Annotated in this window: 20 protein-coding genes; all 20 read left to right on the forward strand. The window is 46.3% G+C overall.

Features of this window, described 5'->3' with window-relative positions:
• Nucleotides 1-4: 4 nt before the first annotated feature.
• Nucleotides 5-880 carry a CpaB family protein gene (locus ACE3MQ_RS26505; RefSeq protein ID WP_379398484.1) on the forward strand — a complete coding sequence of 292 codons (876 nt, stop codon included), beginning with the start codon at nt 5-7 and terminating at the stop codon, nt 878-880.
• Nucleotides 859-1,686 carry a hypothetical protein gene (locus tag ACE3MQ_RS26510; protein ID WP_379398486.1) on the forward strand — a complete coding sequence of 276 codons (828 nt, stop codon included), beginning with the start codon at nt 859-861 and terminating at the stop codon, nt 1,684-1,686. The genes ACE3MQ_RS26505 and ACE3MQ_RS26510 overlap by 22 nt, the downstream gene beginning before the upstream one ends.
• A gap of 17 nt (nt 1,687-1,703) precedes the next feature.
• Nucleotides 1,704-3,173, forward strand: a complete 1,470-nt coding sequence (locus ACE3MQ_RS26515) for a CpaF family protein (protein ID WP_379398488.1) — start codon at nt 1,704-1,706, stop codon at nt 3,171-3,173.
• Nucleotides 3,151-4,134 carry a 6TM ABC transporter family protein gene (locus ACE3MQ_RS26520; protein ID WP_379398490.1) on the forward strand — a complete coding sequence of 328 codons (984 nt, stop codon included), beginning with the start codon at nt 3,151-3,153 and terminating at the stop codon, nt 4,132-4,134. Before ACE3MQ_RS26515 ends, ACE3MQ_RS26520 begins: the two co-directional genes overlap by 23 nt.
• Nucleotides 4,131-5,012, forward strand: a complete 882-nt coding sequence (locus tag ACE3MQ_RS26525; protein ID WP_379398492.1) for a hypothetical protein — start codon at nt 4,131-4,133, stop codon at nt 5,010-5,012. Before ACE3MQ_RS26520 ends, ACE3MQ_RS26525 begins: the two co-directional genes overlap by 4 nt.
• Nucleotides 5,013-5,041: 29 nt before the next feature.
• Nucleotides 5,042-5,269: a hypothetical protein gene (locus ACE3MQ_RS26530; protein ID WP_379398494.1), complete on the forward strand. Its 228-nt coding sequence runs from the start codon at nt 5,042-5,044 to the stop codon at nt 5,267-5,269.
• Nucleotides 5,270-5,302: 33 nt separating this feature from the next.
• A complete protein-coding gene (locus ACE3MQ_RS26535; RefSeq protein ID WP_379398496.1) occupies nt 5,303-5,797 on the forward strand; it encodes a hypothetical protein in 495 nt (164 codons plus the stop codon).
• A gap of 8 nt (nt 5,798-5,805) precedes the next feature.
• The gene (locus tag ACE3MQ_RS26540) at nt 5,806-6,309 is read left to right on the forward strand and encodes a hypothetical protein (protein WP_379398498.1); all 504 of its coding nucleotides are present in this window, start codon (nt 5,806-5,808) and stop codon (nt 6,307-6,309) included.
• A gap of 16 nt (nt 6,310-6,325) precedes the next feature.
• On the forward strand, nt 6,326-6,556 hold the full coding sequence (locus tag ACE3MQ_RS26545; protein WP_379398500.1) for an EsaB/YukD family protein: 231 nt from the start codon (nt 6,326-6,328) through the stop codon (nt 6,554-6,556).
• 14 nt (nt 6,557-6,570) lie between these two features.
• Nucleotides 6,571-7,389 carry a DUF5050 domain-containing protein gene (locus tag ACE3MQ_RS26550; RefSeq protein ID WP_379398502.1) on the forward strand — a complete coding sequence of 273 codons (819 nt, stop codon included), beginning with the start codon at nt 6,571-6,573 and terminating at the stop codon, nt 7,387-7,389.
• A 7-nt stretch (nt 7,390-7,396) separates the two neighbouring features.
• A complete protein-coding gene (essC, locus tag ACE3MQ_RS26555) occupies nt 7,397-11,311 on the forward strand; it encodes a type VII secretion protein EssC (RefSeq protein ID WP_379398504.1) in 3,915 nt (1,304 codons plus the stop codon).
• Between the two features lie 38 nt (nt 11,312-11,349).
• Nucleotides 11,350-11,661, forward strand: a complete 312-nt coding sequence (locus tag ACE3MQ_RS26560; protein ID WP_379398506.1) for a WXG100 family type VII secretion target — start codon at nt 11,350-11,352, stop codon at nt 11,659-11,661.
• 37 nt (nt 11,662-11,698) lie between these two features.
• A complete protein-coding gene (locus tag ACE3MQ_RS26565) occupies nt 11,699-11,992 on the forward strand; it encodes a WXG100 family type VII secretion target (RefSeq protein WP_379398508.1) in 294 nt (97 codons plus the stop codon).
• 82 nt (nt 11,993-12,074) lie between these two features.
• Nucleotides 12,075-12,395 (forward strand): WXG100 family type VII secretion target, encoded by a 321-nt coding sequence (locus ACE3MQ_RS26570; RefSeq protein WP_379398510.1) that lies wholly within the window; start codon nt 12,075-12,077, stop codon nt 12,393-12,395.
• Between the two features lie 15 nt (nt 12,396-12,410).
• Nucleotides 12,411-13,568, forward strand: a complete 1,158-nt coding sequence (locus ACE3MQ_RS26575) for a hypothetical protein (RefSeq protein ID WP_379398512.1) — start codon at nt 12,411-12,413, stop codon at nt 13,566-13,568.
• Between the two features lie 30 nt (nt 13,569-13,598).
• Complete coding sequence (locus tag ACE3MQ_RS26580; RefSeq protein WP_379398514.1) at nt 13,599-14,339, forward strand: hypothetical protein; 741 nt, start codon at nt 13,599-13,601, stop codon at nt 14,337-14,339.
• The gene (locus ACE3MQ_RS26585) at nt 14,332-16,332 is read left to right on the forward strand and encodes an Mbeg1-like protein (RefSeq protein ID WP_379398516.1); all 2,001 of its coding nucleotides are present in this window, start codon (nt 14,332-14,334) and stop codon (nt 16,330-16,332) included. The genes ACE3MQ_RS26580 and ACE3MQ_RS26585 overlap by 8 nt, the downstream gene beginning before the upstream one ends.
• Nucleotides 16,333-16,455: 123 nt before the next feature.
• On the forward strand, nt 16,456-17,124 hold the full coding sequence (locus ACE3MQ_RS26590; RefSeq protein ID WP_379398518.1) for a hypothetical protein: 669 nt from the start codon (nt 16,456-16,458) through the stop codon (nt 17,122-17,124).
• Nucleotides 17,117-19,120: an Mbeg1-like protein gene (locus ACE3MQ_RS26595; RefSeq protein ID WP_379398520.1), complete on the forward strand. Its 2,004-nt coding sequence runs from the start codon at nt 17,117-17,119 to the stop codon at nt 19,118-19,120. The genes ACE3MQ_RS26590 and ACE3MQ_RS26595 overlap by 8 nt, the downstream gene beginning before the upstream one ends.
• Nucleotides 19,121-19,223: 103 nt before the next feature.
• Nucleotides 19,224-20,036: a copper amine oxidase N-terminal domain-containing protein gene (locus ACE3MQ_RS26600; protein WP_379398522.1), complete on the forward strand. Its 813-nt coding sequence runs from the start codon at nt 19,224-19,226 to the stop codon at nt 20,034-20,036.
• Nucleotides 20,037-20,518: the final 482 nt, after the last annotated feature.

The raw sequence follows: 20,518 nt of genomic DNA on the forward strand, positions 1-20,518 counted from the left end.
GTTCATGGATTTAAGTACTGTAAAAAGCGTCTCCCCAAATAAAAAATTGTTCAAAAAAATAATGGCTTTACTGTTTAGTATCGCCATTATCGTCGTATCTTTTATCGTACTGAACAATGCCAATGAGGCAGCAAAAGATACGGTAGAAATTCTTAAGGTAAATCAATCGGGGGGAATACCGGCATATGTCGTTTTAACGGATAAACAAATCAAGAAATACTCTATCATCCGCAAGGAATATACCGATGATATGATCCTGGCCGAAGACTTGTCTTCCATAACGAATCAGTATACGAAGTATTATTTGAGGGACGGCAGTATTTTGTACAAGGATCAGCTGATGGAAGAAAAGCCTCAGCAAAATGAATGGTTATATGAGCTTGGCGAGGAGCATGAGGTGCTGACTTTGCCGTATAACTTTCTGGAAGCGGGCGGAGACATTCTCATGCCGGGAGATAAAGTGAGAATTCGCGTGTCTTTTGAGGATGAAATATCGGATAGCTCGGGAAATCCCAATGCCGGCTATGGCTCGACAAAAACCGAAATGAAAACGGAAGTTTTATTCGACAGCATTGAAGTCCGGGACATGCTGAACTCCAGCAGTCACTCGATCTATGAAGTGTATAAAGAGGTGCTCAAGCTGAGTGAAGACAAGAGGCAGGAAGTCATGAAGAGCGACGATTTTCTAAAAAGCATTCAGCCGAGATCACTGCTTCTGGAAGGCACGAGGGAACAAATCGATAAATTTGCCAAATTCAACGGCTATGAGGGCAAAAAGTATTTGATTACGATTCTAACCCGCAAGAACAGCCAGGTTATATTGGATCAACTGCCTACTTTGCAAAGAGAGGTGGAATCATGGATCAAAACGAAAGACTGAGGCTCGATGACGTACTGAGTAAAATTTCGGCGAAGGAACTAATGGGAACGGAACTGCAGGAGAGCAAGCTGATCTATAGTGTCGTCGGTTTTATTCCTGCCTGCGATATGGTAGACAACGCTTTAATCATTAGCAATCTAGGCTATCTGCTGTCTCAGAAAGGCTTCAATACCTGCATTGTCGATTTGAAGGTATTTAACCCGAATATCTACCATTACCTGGATGTCAAACCTAGCAAAAGAGGGCACGGCCTTATTCGGGTGCTAAAAAGCGACAAGGTCGATTTCCGTGAGGAAATTCAGGCTACGAAGTATGAACGCTTGTATGTTTTGTCACCAAGTCCGCATGATTTGCTTGAAGAATATTTCGATTTTGAGTTCGATCATTTGGAACGAGTCATCGATACATTAAAAGGAATGTTCGACATCATCCTGCTGGATATTCCGAATAATCCGCCCCTTGAGTTCTGCCTGGGAGCGATGAAATATTCGCACGTAGGCTTCTTTACGGCTACAGAGCGAATCGAAGCACCAAGCAATATGGTTCGCATGCTGGACTTTGCCTCTTCCGTAGGGATCAGTACAGCTAAATTCACGAGCGTTATTCTGATGAATATTCAGGATATCAACTATGACTATAAGGGGTTTAAGGAATTCGGCTTTAATATCGTGGCGTCCCTGCCGTTGATCAAAGCGGCTTATGCCTATTCGCTCGAAGGGAAGCTATACGTGAGGGACAACCCTTTGGTGAACAAATATTTTCTTAGAGAAATGCGCAGATTGGCAGACATTCTCGGCAATCAGTAAGGGAGGGACGGAAACGAATGCTCACCCGTGCAAAAATCAGCGACATGCAGCAGAAAGTAACGCATCAGGTCAACAAAGTCGAAAATATGGAGGAACTGAAGAATAAATACACAACCATTCAGTTCGAGGAAGCGTTGGAGCTGTGTCAGAAATACATAACCAAGGTTGCGACCCATGCCTTCCGGCGAGAGAGTGACCCGGCTCGTAAACGTGAAATGACCAAATCCTATATCAACGAATTTGTGGACTCGCAGAAGCCGATCGTTGAAGGATTTTTGGAGCTTGTTGAACTGAAGCAAGCATTGATCAATGAGATCACACATTACGGCCCGATTACGAAGGCGATGGAAGACCCTACGATTGACGAAATTCGAATCAACGGGACAGAGCAGATCTTTGTGGAAAGCGGCGGAAAGACGCTACCTTGGGATCAGCATTTTATCGATCGCGAGCATTTGGAGCGGATTATTTCCAAGCTGCTCGGCGTCTCAAAGGTTCGGCTCACGCCTAAAATTCCGATGGTTAACGCCCGTACGATCGAGGGATACCGCGTTAACGCCACTCATGCCGATATTTCACCGTATGATATGCCGGCGGTAGTCATCCGAAAGTTCAGCAAGAAGAGTATTACGCCGGAGATGATGCTGCGGAATGAATCCTTTTCCGTCAACATGTTTAAGCTGCTGTCTCTGCTGCCGAAAGCCGATTTGTCTTGGGTTACGGTAGGGCCGACAGGCAGCGGGAAGACGACGCTGAACGAAATGATGGTCAAGGAGATTAACCCGCTTTCCCGGATCATTACGATTGAGAATCCTTCGGAGATGCGGCTGCTGCAGAGAGAAGGAAATAGCGAGCACGGAAGAATCATCAACGATGTGCTGCAATACGAATCTGTGCCGGATGACGATGACGCCAGTCCGGCAACGATGGAAAATTTGCTGATCAATGCCATGAGGCAATCGCCCCATTGGATTGGTCCGGGTGAACTAAGAACTCCCGGGGAATTTGCAACAGCGCTTCGCGCCGCACAGACCGGTCACTTCTTTTTTACGACGCTGCATGCGGAGGGCGACCGTGAAGCTATTTACCGGTTCCTGACAGCCTACCTCATGGCATCCAATGAACCAGCCGAGCTGGCGCTCCGCAACATTTGCAGTGCCATCAAGTTCATCGTGTTCCAGGAGAAGCTGGCCGACGGCACAAGGAAAGTCACCTCGATTTCGGAAGTGCTGGGTTCCGAGGGACTGGAGCCGATCGTGAATCCGATTTATAAGTTCATATCGGAGGATGTGCTGGAGGAGGAAGGAACTCATCGCGTACTGAAAATCATCGGCAAGCACAAGCGTGTCGGCATGCTGTCCGAGAAGGTGCAGCAGACGATGATTAAGGCGGGAATTAAGCGCAGCCGCTTCGAGTTTCTGACGAATCTGCCGGAGGAAGAAGAAATAGAGGAGTATGGATTCGATGGATACCACTTCAATCATTAGTTTATCTTTAGGGATTGCTGCATTCATCGTATTTAATGCCATATTCGAGGTTCGGTTCTTCGAGGGAACAGGCCGGTTCATTCTTGGTATCCTCGATACGCTAGCTGAACACCTCGGAAGATACAATACAAAGCGATATGTAGAGCGGATCAAGAAGGAACGCATCATCAAGCAGAAGGAGAATATTTACGCCAAATACAATCGGCTTGTCGAGGGGCTGATTCTCGATTTTAACTTGCCGTTGACTTTGGAGAGCTTCACTTCGCTGCTATGCATCGCTTTCGCCATTGTCGTACTCATCGTCGTTGTATTTATGAAGAACGTTACCCTGGCGGTAGTCATCACCGTCGCCATATTCATCGGGCTGTTAACGTACTTCGTGATGCAGTCCAAGGCCATCAAAGCCGAGAAGCTGGAGAGCATCATGGACGCCGAGGATATCCTTTGTCCCTTGGCGCGGGAAGGGGTGCTGGTGGCGATCAAGAAGGTCATGGAAAGCGATGAATATATTAAACCGGGCATACGCCCCTACTTCCAGCAGTTTATCGATAATTGCGAAAATAACGGGTATTCGTTCAAGCAGGCCATTGAGCTGCTCAACCGGCAGTTAGGGCCAAAATTCGATAATTTTGCCAAGAAGGCCATCGTCTTCGAATATAACGAGCGGAAAGGAATGGCCGATATCTTCCTGGATATCGTGGATGAGAATGCAGTTCTACGAGAGATTAATGCCCGCAAGGATCGGATTTTTCGGAAGATGAATCGGGATTTTCTATTAAAAACTGTCATTATCGTGCTGTTCTTTCTATATGCCTTGTCGGTGGATGAATTCAGGGGATTTATGCTGTTCAGCAGCTTCGGCAAAATGATCAACACGGTGATGATCAGCGTTATTTGCTTGAGCTTTGCCCGTACGCAGGCGCTTCAAGGCAATCTGGGGCCGGGGAGTGATAGGAAATGACGATTATCGCCAAATTAAGCGCGCTTGCCGCCATTCTCTATCTAGTAAAAGTATTTATATATCCTTTTTTTAAGCCCGTGCAAGGAAAACAAAAGAAGCGGAATCGAAGATTCCTGAAGGAACGTAAAAATGAACAGTTCAATAGTAAACTGCAGGGCTTCAAACGAACGTTTGCTGCCAAATACGTCACCAGACTGCTGGGGACTGCAGAGCGTGCACGCTACCAGAAAATGATCGACCGTCTCGACCTGCCGATGAAACCCGAGGAGCTTCGGGCGGAACAGATATTTTATGCATCTGCCGGGCTAGTTGTAACCGCCATTTTCATGAGCGCTAACTTATTGCTCGGATATGTGACGGCGATATTTATCATTCTAGGGTGGATGTACCCTATTTCGGAGATGGAACAGAAGATTGAGCGCAAGAATAAGAACATCGCGTTTGATTTTCCGTCGTTCTACAGCATGGTGTATTACCAGTACTCGAAGTCGGTCAACATTTACCTCGCGGACGTGATTCGGGATTATCTGCCGAACGCGAATAGCGATATGGCGGAGGAACTCGGCGTCATGCTCGATAATATCGAATATGGCGAGGAATACGCGCTTAAACAGCTAAAGAAAAGGGTTCCGATTCATTATGTTATCAAATTTTGCGATTTGATGGAGACCCGGCTTAAGGGCTATGACAACATTTCGCAAATGGTATATCTCAAGAATGAGGTGGACAGCTACCGGATCATTGCATTGGAGGAAGATCTGGAGAAAAGGCAGCGGGTGAATTCCCGCATTCAACTCGTTCTTATCTTGATTCTTGTCATTTATATCGCGATCTATTACTTATTTACGATCCTGGATTCTATCAAAATGTTTCAATAATTCAAAATCAATTGAGGAGGTTTATGTCGATGGATTATCAAAATCGCAAGCAGCGCAAAGAACGAAAGGAAGAGAAGCAGCTTTCCTTCTGGAAAGAGGAACGGGGAGATATCGGCGTAAAGCAGATTGCCATCACCGTAGGCTTGATCGTCATCATCGCTGTTGCCGTTACGTTAATTAAAGATACTTTTCTAGAACAGTGGATTAAAGAAGTCTGGGAAATGTTCATTAAGGCAATTGAGGACATGATGGCTTAAATCAGCCGATTAATTAGGGCACAGGTGAATGAAATGCGCGCATTTGCAAAATCAATTCTCATCTCTATTCTCGTCTCGGTAGCCATTTTATTGTTTACGAACTTTATTTATTTCTTTCCCTGGTACATGACGCTGGTGGTAGAGACCTTCCATCTGTCCCAGGCTGTGGCCAGCGATAATTATTTAACGTACGACAACAAGGACTATACGCTCAAAAGGCTGAAAGAACGCCCGGTCTACCGGGACAAGGCCGATCAAATCGTCATTTCCGCCGAGAAGGATAAGGGTGAAAAACATTCAGCGGAGGGGGGGTATGCATCGTCATATGAGGATGCTCTTACGGATGAAGAAAAGCCCTACCAGCAGCGTGGAAACCCCGTCACGGTAAGGATTGAGGCGGTATACCCGCTAAGCATCAAGCTGTGGGGGAAGAAATACGAGCGCGAGATCCCTGTTTCATTCTCTCTTACGACAACGGGGCTCAAGCATTATAAAGACTTAGTTTATGATCCTAATAAAGATTATTAAGAGGGATTATGAAAAATATAGCTATAGCCATGCTGCTGCTTCTACTGCTGTCAGTGTTCCTGGAGCCTGTAGTGGAGCTTATGTATTTAGGAAAAGAGAAGATTGTTCTAGGATCCGCTCTTAGCAATGCTGCTCGGTCGGCGAGGGATCGCAGCTTGAATTATGAATTTCATCGAGATTTGGATGCGAAGGTTGATGAAGATAAGTTCGTAGAGTATTTCGCGAAAGCATTCGGTGATGCACTGAAGCTGACCTGGACGAATGACGGACTGAGCACACGCCAGTTGACCTTCGAATCCATGAACGGCAAATACAATAATTTTACGGTAACCGTTGAGTTTAGGGAAAAAATACATGAAGAAACAGAGCAGCTAGTCACGACGGTCGAGCTTAAGGCGCAATCCGAATACAAATTCCAGACCAAATATTTGCGGCTTGCCGAGGATGCTGGACAGAATGTTGCTTATCAGCTGGAGTCGCAGCGCGAGTTCACGCTGTCGGTCAAGAACTAAAGAAGGAGGAAGCAGGATGGATTATGTTATGGTCACCTTTCAAGCCAGCGAAAGCTTTGTAAGGGAATTGAAGGTGCCGATCTTCGTCACATCGGAGGAATTGATGACGATGCTGTCTGAGGCGCTAGGTTTGTCCATTACCCCGGAGCATCGGCTTCAAGCGGAACCGCTTGGACGCATACTTGATCCTGCCCGAACGTTAGAAGAGGAAGGCGTAGCCTTTGGGGCGCTGCTGACTCTCATTTAGAAGGAGTGGATATCGTGAATTACAACATAAATAGCGGCGGTTTGGTTTGCGAGGCAGATGGCAAGCTGCTTCTCGTCGATATTCGCAATTATTCCGGTACCTGCTTATTGAACGCGTCTTCCGGCGATACATCTCACTTGGACGGATTATTCTGGTTCATGAACAAGGTCGGGGATGACATCTATTACAGCGATCAGATGCAGGGTCATCGCTTGTACAGAATGAACCTGTCAACCCAAAGCGCCGAACGGATTCAGGATCGCCCTTGCTACGGCCTGGCCCTAAGCGGCGACTGGCTGTATTACAAGAGCGAGACCGATCACAAGCTGTATCGCTGCCTTCTGGATGGGAGGAAAGAATCCCGAGTTACGGACGAGCCGGTAGAATGCTTTGTCGTGGAAGAGGATCAAGTGTATTACGTTACCCAGCAAGGAATCAGATCATGCCATGTCACCGGAAACGATCGGGAGCAGCTCTCGGAATCCGTAGGTATACACTTGCTAAAAATCGGCGAAACATTGATATTTGCTGATATCAAGAACCAGTACCTGCTGACCGCCTTGCATTTGCAAACGGGCGAGGCACGCGTATACGCAGACGTGTCGCCGAATAGTCTGAATAGCGATGGGCGTTTCATCTATTGTGCCAATCGCAATAACGAGAGCTCGGTATACCGTATTGATTTGGACACGGGCAGCAAAATCCGCATATGCGGAGAGAGCGCCGATCATATTCATGTTTTAGGCGACACCATTTATTTCAGCAGCCGTTTCGAATGGTATAAAATGTCGCTTACCGGCGGACAAGCGGAGAAAGTCATTACATTGTCGTGAGGTAAATATGATAAACGAAAAATATGAATTTAGCCGCCAGCCCCGTTTTTTGCCGGAGATGCCAAACGGTGAAATTGAAATTCCCAATCCACCTCATGCTTATGAGAAACCGGAAATCTCCTGGTTTACTTTGCTGGCTCCGCCGGTAGTGATGCTGGTCATTACGTTATTGCTCGCATTAACGCACCAGTCGATGTTCATGATGCTGTCGATTGCGATGACCGTGATGACGCTCGTCGTATCGCTCACTACCGCTGCTTCTCAAATCAAGAAATACAGAAAGCAAAAAAAAGAGCGCGAGCAGAAGTATTTGCAATTCATTGCCGATACCCGCAGCGAGCTGATGCTGGCAAGAGAACAGCAAATTAGGGCAATGAACGAAATGAATCCGGAGCCTGCGGCCTGTCTGCAGCGTATCCAGGACATTGACAACCGGCTGTGGGAGAGAACCCCCTCTTCCCCGGATTTTCTGTCACTCCGGCTTGGGGTAGGCAGCGTTCCTTCGGCCTTGCAAATCAAATATACGAAGCAGGCGATCATCATGGAGAGTGATCCGCTGATTATGGAGCCGCAAAGACTGGCTCTCGAGTTCGAAAGGGTACAGGATGTGCCTGTATCGATCAATCTGATGACTTCGGAGATTTGCGGCATCGCCGGGGAGGAAGAGAGAACGTTCGCAGTCGTGACCCAAATGCTGCTGCAGCTCGTTACGCATCACGGATATGATGATGTACGGGTGGTTGTACTGGCTGCTGAGGACGGTCTGGAGAAATGGAACTGGCTCCGGCAGCTGCCGCATCTGTGGACGGACGGATTCGATGCAAGGTTTCTTCTTTGCGGAAAGGCGATCGCTCATCAGGTGCTTGGCGGGCTGAACGAAGTCTTGAAGGAGCGCGATCGTAAAGAGGTGGGAGGAAGCCCGCTTCCGCATTTCGTCTTCATCATCGAAGACCCTTCTTTGCTTGAAGAGGAGCCGATCAATAAGTATTTATATAACAAATGCGCTGTTCTCGGCGTTTCGTCCGTATATATCGCGAAAAATCAGGCTTATCTGCCGATGAACTGCAAGCAGGTTATTGTCATTCAGGGTAAAAACGGCGAGCTGGCCGATCGGGAATCCGGCGAGAAATCGATATTTATTCCGGATCAAGTCTATATGCAGCAATTGGAGCAGGCAGCCCGTCTGATGGCGCCGCTCCGGATCAAGAATTCGAGCGCCAGCTTCTCGCTGCCGACCTCGCTTACACTGCTGGATATGCTGCAGGCCAAAACGACCACGGAAGTTGATTTGCAGTCCCGTTGGTTAAGGAATAAACCCTTCAAGGGGATGAGCGTGCCGATCGGGGTCAAGGCAGGAGGCAGCCTGTTCCAGCTGGATATGCATGAGACCGGACATGGGCCGCACGGACTGGTGGCAGGAACGACGGGCTCCGGGAAGAGTGAGCTCCTGCAAAGCATCATTATTTCCTTGGCAATTAATTATCATCCTCATGACGTCGTTTTTGTGCTGATTGACTACAAGGGCGGCGGCATGGCCGACATCTTCAAGGGCATGCCTCACCTGGTGGGCACGATCACGAACCTGGGAGGAAATCAGACGACTCGCGCGCTACTATCCATTAAGAGCGAGCTGATGAGAAGACAGCGTGTGTTCTCGGAATACGGGGTAAACAACATTGATAGATACCAGAAGCTGTATTACAGCGATAACGAGAGTGGGCGAATGCCAGCAATCCCCCATCTGATTATGATCGCCGACGAGTTTGCCGAGCTGAAGCAGGATCAGCCGGAATTCATGAAGGAGCTGGTCAGTACGGCGCGGGTCGGCCGCAGCTTGGGTGTCCATCTGATTCTGGCCACGCAGAAGCCGGCAGGGGTCGTGGATGACCAGATTTGGAGTAACTCCAAATTCAAAATCTGTCTGAAGGTTCAGGATGAGGCGGACAGTAAAGACGTGATCAAACGGCCGGATGCCGCTATGATCAAGGAGCCTGGCCGCGCTTATATCCAGGTGGGCAATGATGAGATCTTCGAACTGTTCCAATCGGCGTATTCGGGAGCGGATTACGATCCGGAGGGAGAAATGCTGAAGAGTGAGAATCGCACGAAACGCATTTACGAAGTCTCTCTGCATGGCCGATCGGAGCAAATATATCCGTTGGAGGAAGAGAAGATTGCGCTGAAGGAGATGCCTTCCCAGTTGAAGTGCATGGTCGAGCATATTATTTCGTTCTCGGAGCATAGCGGTGTCCAGGCATTGAAGGGGCCATGGCTGCCGCCACTGCCGGATAGCGTATATTTGGACGATTTATATGCTCCTGGATCAGGCTTGGATCTAGAGAGCGGCTGGCCTAGGGAAGAGGCGCTTCTCAGTGCGCCTGTTGGCCTGGTGGATGATCCACGGGGTCAACTGCAGGAGCCGCTGGCGATCGATTTTGCGGCTGAGGGAAATCTTTTCGTTTACGGTTCCCCAGGAACGGGAAAGACGTATCTCTTAAGAGCGCTGTGCATGTCGCTGGCTTATAAGTATTCGCCATCGGATGTTCATTTGTACGTCATGGATTTCGGGGGTTCCTCCTTTAAGCTGTTCGAGAGGCTGCCGCATTGCGGCGGAGTCATGACGCTGGAGCAGGAATCGACGATCCAGCAGTTCGTCCTGTTCCTGTTCAGAGTCATGGACGATCGCAAGAAGCTGTTTGAGGAAAGCCAGAGCGACGGCTTTAACGACTACAGGCATCATGGCGGGCAGCTTCCGGCAATCGTTCTCATCATCGACAATTACTTCGCCTTGTCGGAGACCTATGAAGATATTGACGAGAAAATGGTGACATTGGCTCGGGAAGGCTCTAAATTCGGAATATATATGGTAGTTACCGCAACGAATGCGTCCCTTGTCCGTTACAAGCTGTCCGTGAACTTCAAAATGGCCGTGGCGCTACAGCTGACGGATAAAGGAGAATACGCCAATATCGTCGGCCGGACGGAAGGCTTGGAGCCGGCCAGGACAGCGGGAAGGGGACTGGTTAGCGGCAAGCCTCCGCTGGAGTTCCAGACGGCCATGCCGGAGTTCAGAACTCGGAATATGGAAGAGATGATTCACGATTTCGAGCATTTCGCGCGAGAGAACCTGGTCACTCCAGCTACCCCCATCCCGATTATGCCTAGCAAAATTGATATGAGGGAGATTAATCGGGATGAGGAACTGCTGGCCATCGGTCTCGGGGATCACGATTTGATGCCGGTATGCATAGACCTGACAGTTACTCCGGTCATTATGATCGCAGGAGATGCGATGTCAGGCAAGAGCACTCAACTGGTCTCATGGATCAGCATGCTGAATGAGAAGCTAGGTTCGGATCGATTGGATGTCTACGCGCTGGATTCCAGCTCCATGGGAATCTATGAATTGATGAAGCTGCCTTGTGTGACGGACTTATCGCAGGTTGAAGATATGTATGACTTCATCGATATGATCAAGCAAGAGCTCGATGATCGCCGCTCGAGGTTCCTGGCTACAAGACAGGCTAACGGCGATTTGAACGCGCTTGTTCGTTCATGGAAGCAGATGATATTTGTCATCGATAATTTAAGCGAGCTGACAAATGGAGATCAATACTCACTCAAAGAATTGATCGAGCGCATCGCCAAGCATGAGCGCAGCATGAAGGTCGCCGTCATTGCAGCGGATCAGACCTCAGAGCTTACTAATAACTGGGATAGCCTGGGCAAAGTGCTCCGTGAGGAGCAAACGGGTCTCTTGCTCGGCAGCCTTAAGGAACAGAGTCTGTTCAATACGCGGTTTCCTTACGGGAGCCAGGAGAAGGAAATGGAACTTGGCGATGGTTACTTCATTGTAAAGAATAAATTTACGGGTCTGCGCACGGCCACGTTCCTGCATCAAAATGAGAAGGTCATGATATAAAACATCCAGGGAAGCTGAGTAGTTGAGGAGGGGTGTATATGCCTTCAGCAGGAGAAATACGCAGAAAAGCAGCAGGGGTTCGTGCGATATCCGAAGATATCAGGCGCGAATCATCGAAGTACCAAGGCGTCGTAAACGATGTAACTACCTGGTGGAAGGGAGAGGCTGGCACTAGCTTTAGAACCGGATATTTGCAGATCCAACGCGAAATCAGCGAAATGCTTCGGAAGCTGGACAGCCTGGAATCCGCCGTCAAGAATAATCTGGCAAATGCCGTTGAACGGGCAGAAGAGCAGAGAAGGCGGAAAGCTATGGAAGAGAGCCAGCGCTTGAGCGCAATGAAACGGTAGCTAAGCCAGAATATATCACTTGAAAGGAGGTGAGATCATGTCAAATAATTTAACGTTTAGTCCGGGGCAAGCGCGCAGCGTGTCCAAATCTATTTTGAACAAAGGCAGAAATGCAAAGGATATCGTGGAGCAGCTTCACAGAGAAATCAATTCCGTTGAGGGTTGGTGGCAAGGGGATTCCGCCAAAGCTTTCGTGGAGGAGTTCAGGCAGCTTAAGCCAAACCTTGATAAGTTAGTTGAATGCGTGGAGAACATCAGCAAGAACCTCGATAAAATCGCTGATATCAAGGAACAAAGCGAGAAAGATATCGCTAGCGCACTTCGTAAATAATAGGATTGGCGTGGTATACAGTTTGCTGCTGTTATCACGCCATTTTCTAAATTATATCGGATTTATAAATGGAGGTGGGAAGATGACGACACCAAGTGCCATAAGCAGCACGGCTAGAAATATTCGGAATGAGCTGGCCGAGGTGAAAAGGGAGGAATCCAGGCTTCAAGCGGAGCTTGCCGGAGTGACGTCCTGGTGGAAGGGCAGTGCGGGCAAAGCGCTGAATGATAGCTATCGTTCTCAAACGAGAAATGAATTAAGTCGACTATTTTCAGACGTTGAGGATTTGCAATCTGGACTGGAAAGGCTGGCCGTCGAGGTGCAAAGAGCTGATGAACAAAGACGCATAGAAGCTCAGCAGAAGGCGCTGCAGCTTGAGCGGCAGAGGAATGCGAAGAAATAAAGGGGTGTACCTAGCGTGTTGAGGGATAAGGATAAAATATTATTATGCGAGCTGGCGAATACCCGGGATCTCACTCGATTCCTCCATCGCTCCTTGGAGCATTTCACCGAATGGGGGAAGGAACTGAACGGATATTCGGATTTGGAGCTTTTGACTAGCGAAATAACGGCTAGTCCCACACTGCATAGCCTAACTTTGCAGCAGCATATGAATCTGGAATATATGAATCTGTATGTATTCGCAGACTGTGAGGGAAATAGCGTAATCGTAGCCCATGCGCAGGAACACCCGGAAATTCAACTGGATATACAGCACTTCCTGGATGAAGTCACAGCATGTGTAGAGATTTGGAGGGACAAGGGCCGGTGTGAATTGACCGGTATAAAAGCTGGGGGCTACTGCGTGTCGTATCTTGCCGAGCGGCTGGATATGGAGGCCACTGTATTCGCGGTGCCTACAACTGAAGAGCTTCCCGGGCGGGTACGAAACCTCGTTGCCGAGCATGATCCGGTTGGGGACTGGTTGGAAAAGGTTATTTTCGTAAAGCAGCAGACAGAGGAAACCGATTTGGAAGAGGCATACTTCAAGATTCTCGAGTTTGATTTGGAAGGCAATGCCGTTCCGAGTATTCAAAGCGATTATTCTAAATTCGTGAGCTGGTTTTATCATACGGTAGGCACGGTTCGTCCTGAAGTGTGGCATATTTTTTTCGGGGAGAACAAGGAAGAGGAGCCGATATTGGATTACGGGCTTTATTCTTTATTTTTGAAAATGGATGGATTGACGGAAGAAAGCGTAGGACGCTCTATAGAGAAAGTGGTTAGGTATGCGGAGCAGCAGCTTGAGAAGAACAGAAGCTCGCTGGAAAGCGAATTTAGTCATATCGAGGTCGATCAAATTAAGGAGTTTATCCGTGAATGCGGAGAGCGCCTTACGAACCAAGCAGTGGACATTGTGTATGGCGTTTATCGAAGCGTTGAGACCATTTTAGCGGGAACTGCTTTGTTTGCGATGAATAAGAATACAATTACGGTTATGCCTGTGATGGAGAGCTTTAATGCAAGAACCGGTGAGCTGCTGGACAGGGAGATCGTATTTATAACGAATACAATAGAGCAAGAATTTCAGAAATACATGGACAATATGCTGATGTTTCCCGAAATCTCGTTATGAATGGTAATCCGCTTTGAAGGAGGTGGAAGTGTGAATCCGTGGACGAAAAGTTTCATCTTGGGACTGTTAACCCTGATTATGGTATGGGGAGTGAGTGGATGCATGAACAAGAAGCCGAACCATGAAACGACTATAGATAGAATGATAGCGCATTTGGAAGAGAAGTATGGGGAAGAGTTCGTTCCGCTCTCCTTTAACTCTAGTAATTGGGCGTATGGTTATGATTCTTTATATGCCTATCCGAAAAAAGGGTCAGAGAAGGACAATTTCGAAGTTCGTGGAACGAAAAAAAAGGAGGGGACATACGCTATTCATGACGGTTATTTCGGGATATTTATTAAACCACAATATGAGAAAGTTATGTCTGGCTTTGTAAGCGAGATTTATGACGAGTTTAAGCTTTATACGAATTTTGGTGATGGAGTCCTGCCTGATCGGCTGAACAAAGATACCCCATTTGAGGAGATATATGATAAAGATGAACTTTTTTCATCAGATACGGTGGTTTTTGTAAAAGAAGCGTCTGCAAAAGGGATAGATGATGGGGAAAGTCTTCATAAAATTGCTGTGCAAATGCAGGCTAAGAAAATGGTTGGTAGTGTACGTCTTTATGTGGTTTTTGATGAAAGGTTTGAAACGGTAAGTATAGATTCCTTAGATCTAACTCCAATACAAAAAAGGGACTATTTTATACGCGAACGTAAAAATATAAACGTCACAAAAAGTCTTGGAATTGTGAACTATGAAGAGGAGGTACAAATGGATGGCTGAATTAAGCAAAAGCCAATTAATTCTCCTTGACAATTTAATTTATCTTAATGAAGTAGTAAATAAAAAAGATATGACTGTTGGCCAAATAGTTAATGAATTAATTTATGACAACAAATTAGATGCAAGCATAAATGAGGACAAGATAGGTACAGATGAAGAATATCCCTGTAATATGTCTAGAGGAGAATGGCTTGCTATATTAGATGCAATAAATAAAGACCCACAATTAAGGTCTCTAAAAGTAAACAAAGGTATAAACGGAGAAATGCACGACAAGGATGGACAGCCAATAATGAAAAACGGCAAAGTCCTTGAGGCCGGTATGCGTGTCGCTACATTTGTTGATCCAGATGGTGAGGCTACGGTAGTTTTTCGTGGAACGGGCGGCGACTTTGAATGGTTTGATAACGGACAAGGCGGTTATTTAGCGGATACCCCGCAGCAGATAGCTGCCCTGAAATACGTCGAGAGTTTGGAATACGACAATATTACCGTTACAGGACACTCAAAAGGTGGAAATAAGGCGCAGTATGTAGCCATCCTGTCGGATAAGGTGAAGGAAGCCGTCTCTTTTGATGGTCAAGGATTTTCAAGGGAATTCTTGGAGAAGTATAAAGACCGCATTGAAGCGAATGCCCACAAGATTACCTCGATTTCAGCCAAAGACGATTTCGTAAACTGTCTCCTATATCCCATTGCCGGCACGATTGATTACATAGATACAAAGGAACAAGAAAAATTTAAATATAACCATCGGCCCAATATCTTATTAAATGAAAATGGCCAATTGCGAGGGCCTGCCGAGCAAGGTGACATCCCTAAATTTATAAATGCGTTCACGATTTATATCCACGAAACAATGGAGGAACCCTTCCGTAGTTATGCATTTGATGGCGTGTTGTCTCTGCTAAAAAAAGGAGACGAGGGTTTTGCCAAAGAGGGCTGGCTTCACAGATGGTCTTCCGTCGCCATGGTAGCAACTCACCTGGATGATTATACATTCTCGCAAATTGCCGAAGAGTATGGGGACGGAGCAGAATTAGTCGTTGTGATTATCGCAAGCAGCCTTTATCCGTATCTATTTACCGATGATCTGATTAGGTCATTAAGTAAAAATATAGGGAATGCCATCGATTATGCCATAGAGAAACTGAATCAATTCGGTGACTGGCTAATGACCATGTTGAACAAAGCAGGCGCCAAAATCAAGCAGGCGGGAAACTTGGTGGTTGTTGGGGCAGCGAAGTTTGCTGAACGGGTAAGAAGTGAATGGGAGAAGTTAAAGGAAGGTGTAGTCGTTTTTTCACGCACGCTTGTAGATACGACGAAACAGACCATCGAACACTTTATGAATAGGCTGAAGAAGGCTGTCACCAATTTCTGTATCCAAGTCGCTGAAGGAACCAAGAAGGTTCTTGCAGCCATTAAGCAGTCATGGAACAAGGCGGTAGATCACGTCAAGCAGGGGATAAGTAACATCATCAACCGAGCGAAGGCTGAACAATTCACGAAAATAGCTGTGTTTGTAACCTACTTCACTATGCTCAGAGAGCTGCAAAAACAACTTTCAGGGAAAGGCGATCTCAGCGTTCAGAAGTCAACCCCGGCTGCTGTTAACCATAAATATACCACCAAGGTAGTAAAGGGATATGGTTCGTACACCTCAGCTCAATTGACTGTAGATTTCAGCCGAATAGCTCATTTAAAGTCGAGGTTTAGAAGTCTAGAAGAACGCATTGGGTCAAGAGTCCAGCAAATGCTGTCGCAGGCGGAGAGGACGATTTCCAGCACAGGGCGAGCCTACAGTGAGTCCAATGTCCAAAGGCAAATTCACCAGCTTAACAGGACATGTGAACAAATCAGGCAGAGAAATTATAAGGTGGTTGCCGAACTACAGAGTAAAGTGAAGTTTCTGAATATTGCCGAGGAACAGTATAGAAAAGTGGAGGGCATGATCTCGAGCAACCTTTCAGCGGGTGTTTCTTTTATATAATGCATTTAGCTAAATGGAAGGACTAGAACACAACAGAAAGGGGGGGCAATGGTGATCCTGTGGACGAAACGAATCATCTTGAGTTTGTTAGGCATTATTATTTTGTGGGGAGTGAGTGGATGTATGAATAAGAAACCGAACCCGGAAGCAATCAAAGAGCAAATGATGACACATCTGGAAGAGAAATATGGGGAGGAGTTCGTTCCGAAATCCCTCAGTTTGAGTAGTTGGGCATATAGTTATGACAGATTAATAGCTTATCCGAAAAAAGGTTCCGAAGAGGATCATTTCGAGGTATGGGGCACAAAAATGGAAGACGGCTCTTACAGCATTAGCGACGGTTATTTCGGAATATTCATTCGGCCTCAATATGAGGAGGTTCTCTCTAATATTGTCAGCGGTACTTATGACGAGTTTAAATTGTATGCGGAGTTTGGCGAGGGGGTTCTCCCGGATCGCTTAAACAAGGATACGACAGTTGATCAGATCTACCATAAAGACGAGAATTTCTCGTCGGATTCGGTTATTTTTGTGAAGCAGTCCGAGCTAGGCGACCGAGATGCAGAGGTAAGCTTGCGTCAAATTGCCGGGAAAATGCGTGAGCAGAAATTGGTCGGATTCGTACGATTATATACCGTAGTGAATGACAAATACGAATCCATAGGATCAGGGCCCCAGAATTTAAGTGCGCTGCATGATGAAGGTTTTTTCGTAGGGGACTATAAATCGGTCATGGTGACTCCGGACATGACCATTAGGCAGAACGGAGAGGAGGTTCACGCGGATGGCTGAATTGAAAGAAAATCAATTATTGCTGCTGAACAACTTGATTTACCTCCAAGGGGTGGCCGATGGCAACGATAAGAAGGTCGGAGATATCGTAGATTATCTTCTATACAATAACGGTCTCGATAAAAGCCGGAACCTGAGCAAAATCGGCACGGATGATGAATACCCCTGCAAAATGTCCAAGGAGGAATGGCTCGTCATTTTACGAGCGATCGAGAAGGATTCACAGTTGCGTTCTCTGAAGGTAGCTGACGGCAGAACCGGTGTCATGCTCGACAAGAATGGAAAGGCGATTCGAGGCAGTGACGGCAAGCCGATTGAGGCGGGCATGCGCGTAGCAACGTTTGTGGATCCGCAGGATGAAGCGACTGTAGTTTTCCGGGGAACAGGTGGAGATTACGAGTGGCATGATAACGGGCAAGGCGGTTATCTGTCGGATACACAGCAGCAAAAGGCTGCATTGAAATATATCGAGAGTCTGAAATACGATAACATCACCGTCACGGGTCATTCTAAAGGCGGAAATAAGACGCAGTACGTGGCCATTCTCTCCGATAAGGTAGACCGGGCTTTTTCTTTTGACGGGCAAGGCTTTTCCAAGGAGTTTCTGGAGAAATATAAAGATCAGATTGCAGCGAATGCACATAAAATTACGTCCGTCTCAGCCAAGGATGATTTTGTGAATTGTCTCCTTAACCCAATAGCTGGAACGATCAAATATATCGATACGGAGAAGCAGGAGCAGTTTATTTATAACCACAGGCCAAATATCGTGCTTGATGAGAACGGTCAGATGAGAGAGTTTACCGAGCAAGGGAATATTCCTAAATTCATTAATGAGTTCACCATTTATATTAATGAAACGATGGAGGAGCCGTATCGAAGCTTCGCGTTGGATGGCGTGTTGGCCCACATGGAAAGCGGAGCGGAGGGCTTTGAAAAAGAAGGCGGTTTCCAAAAATGGGTCGGAACGGCGATGGTGCTAAGCCATCTGGACGATTTCGCGTTCAACAAAATTGCCGAAGAATATGGGGATGAGGTCGAGCTCGTTGTGACCTTTATAGCGGCGAGTCTTTTCCCCTATCTATTTGCCGATGATTTCTTGAGTTCTCTTGGTAAGAACATTATGAATGCTATTAATTATGTAATGGATAAGCTTAACCAGTTTGGCGATTGGATCGTGAAGCAATTGTCGATTGCCGCTGCCAAGTTAGTGAAGGCTGGAAAGAAGGTAGGTGAAGCTTTTACAAGATTTGCAGAACAAGTGAAGACAGAATGGGGGAAATTTAAAGAACGGGCCAAAGAATTTGCCAAAGACGTTGTCGTTACGGGGATTAGAGTGGCTCAGGCTATAGAACGTTTTAAAGAAAAGCTAAGAAATGCAGTGACAAGCTTCTTTAAAAGTGTGGCCGAGAGAACGAAAAAAATTCTTACAGCGATTAAGCATGCCTGGGATAAGATCGTCAACGATGTTTCCACAGGCGTCAATGCCGCAATAACCAAGGCAAAATCGGGATTTGCACAAAGGTACAAAGCATTTAAAAGCAATGTCAAATTGCTGGCTCAGCTGCCAAAGCGGGCGGCGGGTCTTATTACGGCAAAGAAGGCGTCTTCTTCAGGCAAGAATAAGAATTATAGCGCCAAAATCATGAAAGGATATAGTTCGCATACATCTGCTCAGTTAGCCGTAGACTTCGGCCGCTTAAACCACTTGAAGTTGAAATTTAAGAATTTCGAGAACTACTTGGGTTCCCGGGTGCAGCAAATGCTCTCTCCAGCAGAGCGAATTGCTTCCAGTACAGGGCGGGCTTACAGTGAGCCCAACGTTCAAAGGCAAGTTCACCAGGTTCACAGAACCTGCGACCAAGTGAGACAGCGCCAGAAGAAAGTGGCTGCAGAACTGCAGAGTAAAATGAAGTTCCTGACTCACGCCGAGGAGCAATATAGAAGGATTGAGCAGATGATTAAGAAAGATGTTTCGGCGGGCGTATCTTTTTAAAGAAGAAAGTTAGTTGAGGAAAATAGGAGCGATACTGGTTTTTACTGTTTTCTGTAAGTAAGGAAATGCAAAGAAAGTACACACATATAGGAGGATTAAAATTATGAAAAAAAGAATTGCCACAGCACTAACTATGCTGCTTTTATTGATGAGCTTAATGCCCACCTTGTCTTTAGCGAAGCCATTACCGCTGCGGGTCGAGGTAAATACGAACCGAATTTATTTCCCGGACGAGCAGCCCTATGTAGATAAGGCTCAGCGGGTACAGGTTCCTGTACGATTTGTTAGTGAAGCTTTGGGGGCAAAGGTAGGATGGAATGCGGCAACTAAGACTGTTACAGTAGACCTGGATTCAAATCAAGTGGTTCTGGTACTTGGCAGCAAAAAGTACACGGTGAATGGCGTGGAGAAGCAAATGGATACGGCCGCAGAGCGAGTTGGCGGCAGAACCTTCGTTCCGCTTCGTTTTATAAGCGAGGGACTGGAAGCCTCCGTAAAATGGGATTCTGCAGTGAGAACGGTCTATATTAATACAGCGGGATTTGATCCTAATGAGGTTAAACCGGAATCGGAACAAGTCGTTGAAAAGGATTTACATGGTTTTAAAGTTAAGTATAATACTGGTTCAAAGCTAGGAATCAAGGAAGGTAAAGGTGAAGGTGAACGAGCCCTGATGGTTTTGCTTATAGAATTTACTAAAATAGGGGCTAATTATGAAATGCAACTAGAAGAGGTAGAAGATATTCTTTTACAAAAAGTGGATGAAAAAACTGTTAAGTCTGTTGTGGAATATGTGAGAACTAAAAAAACACGTGAGCCAGAATTAAAAACAAAGGTATTTACAGATGAAACATTTGAAATTTATGTGGCTTCTAACATTAATTCGAGTATAGCAATTAGTATTTATTATAAGTAGGTACATTCATGAATAAATTCACAAGGATAATGTTAGCTGTGGTTCTTCTTTACGGTGTATCTCCTTATCAATTTATCTACTCGTCAGATGATCAAGTGCCTAAGACTGTTGAAGAAGTGCTTGCTAAAATTAATCTTGATATGGAGAAATTATACGGAGAGAAGGACTATTACAAAGATCACATTATTAAAGACAACAAGCGTTTAAATCTCAGAAAGGATTTAATCCGCGATAGATTGAATAGAGCATCTCAACCTAGTGAGAAATTAGAAGAAAAAGATAAGATAAAACTACACACTTATGAAATAGTCTATGGGGAATCACATGGCCGAAAACTTAATCATAAAGGCAAGGAAATGATGGAATACAGCGGGTATTCTACAGATGGTCATTCTATACCAACAGAAGATGTACCTTGGTTTGCAGGCTGGAGTGGGACTCAAATACAAAATTTCCCCTTGATCTCAGAACCATGGACTGTT

The sequence above is a fragment of the Paenibacillus lentus genome (assembly GCF_042714055.1).
GTDB classification, from domain to species: domain Bacteria; phylum Bacillota; class Bacilli; order Paenibacillales; family Paenibacillaceae; genus Fontibacillus; species Fontibacillus lentus_A.